Annotated in this window: 3 protein-coding genes and 1 pseudogene; all 4 read left to right on the top strand. The window is 70.0% G+C overall.

The annotated features are described in order from the left end of the window. Positions 1 to 841 (top strand): aspartate aminotransferase family protein (locus WBA11_RS19925; protein WP_424522376.1); only part of this gene is annotated, 841 nt, incomplete at its 5' end. Between the two features lie 104 nt (positions 842 to 945). Continuing rightward, positions 946 to 1,986: an N-acetylornithine carbamoyltransferase gene (locus WBA11_RS19920; protein ID WP_424522375.1), complete on the top strand. Its 1,041-nt coding sequence runs from the start codon at positions 946 to 948 to the stop codon at positions 1,984 to 1,986. 74 nt (positions 1,987 to 2,060) lie between these two features. Then, the gene (gene argB, locus WBA11_RS19915) at positions 2,061 to 2,861 is read left to right on the top strand and encodes an acetylglutamate kinase (protein ID WP_424522374.1); all 801 of its coding nucleotides are present in this window, start codon (positions 2,061 to 2,063) and stop codon (positions 2,859 to 2,861) included. 49 nt (positions 2,862 to 2,910) lie between these two features. Further along, a pseudogene (locus WBA11_RS19910) lies at positions 2,911 to 3,176 on the top strand (peptidase M20); the annotation flags it as partial.

Genomic DNA, 3,176 nt, shown 5'->3' with positions numbered 1-3,176 from the left:
GAACGAGGCCGCCCTCAAGCTGGCGCGCGCGTTCACCGGCCGCAGCCGCGTCGTCGCGTTCGCGGGCGGCTTCCACGGGCGGACGCTCGGCGCGCTCGCGGCGACCTACGGCGACAAGTACCACGCGCCCTACCGCGACATCCTTCCCGAGACGACCTGGCTCCCGTTCGGCTGGGAGGGCGCCACCGAAGAAGCCCTCGCCGGGGAGGACGTGGCCGCCGTCATCCTGGAGCCGATGCAGTCGATGGCCGGCATCACCGAGGCGGCGCCGGACTTCTACCGCGCGCTCCGCGAGATCTGCGACCGGACCGGGACGGTCCTGATCTTCGACGAGGTCCAGACGGGCGTCGGGCGGACGGGGACGTTCACGTATGGCGAGCACGTCGGCGTGACGCCGGACCTCATCACGCTCGCTAAGAGTCTGGGCGCCGGCGTCCCGGTCGGCGCGGTCTTGGTGTCGGACGCCATCGCGGCGACGGTCAAGTCCGGCGACCAGGGCACGACGTTCGGCGGCGGGATGCTGGCGATGGCCGCCGTCCACGCGGCGCTGTCCGTCCTCGAGGACGAGTCCTTGATGGACCGCGCGGTCGCCCTGTTCGACCGCCTCGAGATGGGGCTTCTCGCTCTCGACGCCGTGACGGAGGTCCGAGGCCGAGGCTGCCTGATCGGCGCCTCCTTCGACCGACCGGCGGCTCCGATCCGCGACGCGCTCCGCGACGCCGGCGTCATCGTCGGGACCTCCGGCCGTGCCGACACGCTCCGCCTGATGCCGCCGCTCACCACGTCCGACCTCGAGGTCGACGACTTCATCGCGCGCCTGACGTCCGTCCTCGAGGGCTGACCCGTCACCATTCCGCCCTCGAGGACGATCTCATCGCCACGCCGTGTGGACGTGTTGCAAGACGTCCCTACCGACCTCGAGGCTGACCCTCCGATTCCAACACGATGAACCACCTCACCTCCTGGTCCGATCTCTCCACCGACGTCTGGGACGCCTGTCTCGAGCGCGCGTTGTGGCATCGGCAAAACTCGGCGTGGAGCGATGCCGCGGCCCACAAAGCGCTTGGTCTGGTGTTCTTTAACCCGTCGCTCCGCACGCGGACCTCGATGGACGTCGCCGCGGCGCAACTCGGTGCGCACGCGGTCACGTTGACGCCGGGGAACGGGACGTGGGGGCTTGAGACCAGGGACGGCGTCACGATGGACGGCCTCGAGGCGGAGCACGTCACGGAGGCGTTCGGCGTCCTGAGCCGCTACGTCGATGCGCTCGGCGTGCGGACCTTCGCGACGCTCACCGATCACAGGGCCGACCGCGCCGACCAAGCGTTCCGAGCCGCCGTCGCGGCCTCGACGGTGCCCGTCGTCAACCTCGAGTCAGCGCGGTGGCACCCGTGCCAAGAGCTGGGAGACGCAGCGACGGTGACCGAGACGCTGGGCGAGACGCGCCGCAAGAAGCTGGTCCTGCACTGGGCGCCGCACCCCAAGCCGCTGCCGCGCGCTGTCCCGAACTCAGCCGTGATGATGGCGGCCCGCCTGGGCATGGAAGTGATCGTCGCTCGGCCGCCGGGCTTCGGCCTCGATGCCGACGTTCTGGAGCTCGCCAAGAAAGAGGCTTCGAGGACGGGCGGATCGGTGACGGAGTCGGCCGACTCGGCGGGCGCGTTGTCAGGCGCGAACGTCGTCTACGCGAAGGCCTGGTCCGGCACGTCGGTCTACGACGATCCGGACCACGAGGCGACTCAGCGCGCGTCGCACGCGGACTGGCGCATCGACGTGGCGAAGATGTCCCGCACCGACCGCGCCGCGTTCATGCACTGCCTGCCGGTCCGTCGCAACGTGGTCGTGACCGACGGCGTCCTCGAGGACGACCGCGCCGCGCACGTGCTCCAGGCCGAGTACCGGCTCCACGCGCAGAAAGCGATCTTGGAGTGGGTGTGGGGGCTCGAAGGTTCTGGGTTCTCGGTTCAGGGTTCGCCGGCTGGGTAGGAGCAACTCTGCTCGGAGCTCTCCACATTCCGCACTACCCCGCCATCTTCGCGGTGCGACCCGACCTCGATGCTGTGAGTACACGAACTCCGAACCCTGAACCTCGAACTGGACCCACCGTCGTCAAGTTGGGCGGTGCCATCCTCGAGGACGAGAGCGCCGTCGCGGCCATCTGGTCCGGGCTCGAGCGCGCGCGTGCCGTTGTCGTGCACGGCGGAGGTCCGCAGGCGACGGCCTTGGCGCGGCGACTGGGACACGAGCCTCGGATCGTCGCGGGGCGCCGCGTGACGAGCGATCTCGACCTCGAGGTCGCGCTTTACACGCTGCGGGGTGCGCTCAACGCTCGACTGGTCGCATCGGCTCGAGCGGCAGGCGTCCGCGCCGTCGGCGTGAGCGGGGCTGATGGCGAGTTGGTGACCGTATCGCGCCGCCCGCCCATCGAAGTCGATGGCACGATGGTCGATTTTGGGCACGTCGGAGACGTCGAGGGCGTCGACCCGTCCGTCCTCGAGGCGTTGATCGGTACCGGCTTTACGCCCGTCGTCGCGACGGTGTGTGCCGACCACGAAGGCGCGCTCTACAACGTCAATGCCGATACGGTGGCGTCCGAGATCGCCGCTGCGCTCGGATCGCCACGCCTGGATCTGGTCACGGAGGCCGCCGGCGTTCGCCGCGACCCGGAAGATCCAGACAGTTTGCTCCCGCGCCTGACGCGTGCGGAGGTCGAGGCCGGGATCTCCCAAGGCTGGATCGGCGGCGGGATGCGGCCCAAGCTTACGACCGCGCTCGCCGCGCTCGACCGCGGCGTCCCCGCCGTCCGCATCTGCGGACCCTACGGCCTCGAGGGCGATGGGGGCACCGTCGTCGTTCCCTGACCTCGAGGACGGCACCCGATCCCTCCGCCCCCAATCCCTCCGTCCCTCCATGCCCATCTCCGTCCTCGACGTCCACGCCGACTTGGTCTCGATCCCGTCGCTCAGCCACCACGAGGCGGCCGCAGCGGACTACGTCGAAAAGTGGGCGCGCGATCACGGCCTCGAGGCCGGACGCCACGACAACAACGTCTGGGTGAGCCTGGGCGACGGCGACGATCTGTTGCTGTTCTGCTCGCACCTCGACGTCGTGCCCCCGAGCGAGACGCACCCATACGACCCGTTCACGCCGACCCGCGTCGAGGACCGGATCTACGG

Source organism: Rubrivirga sp. (assembly GCF_049648075.1).
Lineage (GTDB): Bacteria > Bacteroidota > Rhodothermia > Rhodothermales > Rubricoccaceae > Rubrivirga.
The sequence above is the reverse complement of the archived record's forward strand: the minus strand, read 5'-3'. Positions and strand labels throughout refer to the sequence as shown.

Coding starts and splice junctions, on each gene's coding strand:
- WBA11_RS19920 (WP_424522375.1), top strand. CDS start 946: ATGAACCACCTCACCTCCTGGTCCGATCTCTCCACCGACGTCTGGGAC.